This window comes from Paenibacillus sp. 7541 (genome assembly GCF_002276395.1).
Taxonomy (GTDB): domain Bacteria; phylum Bacillota; class Bacilli; order Paenibacillales; family Paenibacillaceae; genus Paenibacillus_AQ; species Paenibacillus_AQ campinasensis.
The window spans coordinates 1-310 of sequence record NZ_NQLZ01000086.1; the positions used below are offsets into that span (position 1 = coordinate 1).

Consider the following 310-nt stretch of genomic DNA (forward strand, 5'->3'; position numbering starts at 1 on the left):
AAGAGGCTGTCTCAAAAGTCATCGTAGATGACTGAGGGACAGCTCCTTCTTTAATTTGTAAAACAAAAAGAAACCTCTCTTTGGTAAAATGAAGGTACCACCCAAACATTTCCCTAAAGGAGAGGTTTCTTTGTACATTCAATATACCATGGACCAACTGTTTCTGCCAATGGACCTTGAGGAAGATATTCCACAAAATCACGTCGTTCGCATCATCAACGATGCCGTCAACCGAATCGACGACAAGATCTTCGAGGCCGCCTACTCTGGAGGCGGTCGTCCTAGCTTCCACCCCAAACTCATGACGAAG

Annotated in this window: 1 protein-coding gene; it reads left to right on the top strand. The window is 45.2% G+C overall.

The genetic code is table 11. The annotated features are described in order from the left end of the window. Nucleotides 1-130: 130 nt before the first annotated feature. The coding region (locus CHH75_RS24530; protein ID WP_141235889.1) for a transposase at nt 131-310 on the top strand (180 nt) is incomplete at its 3' end.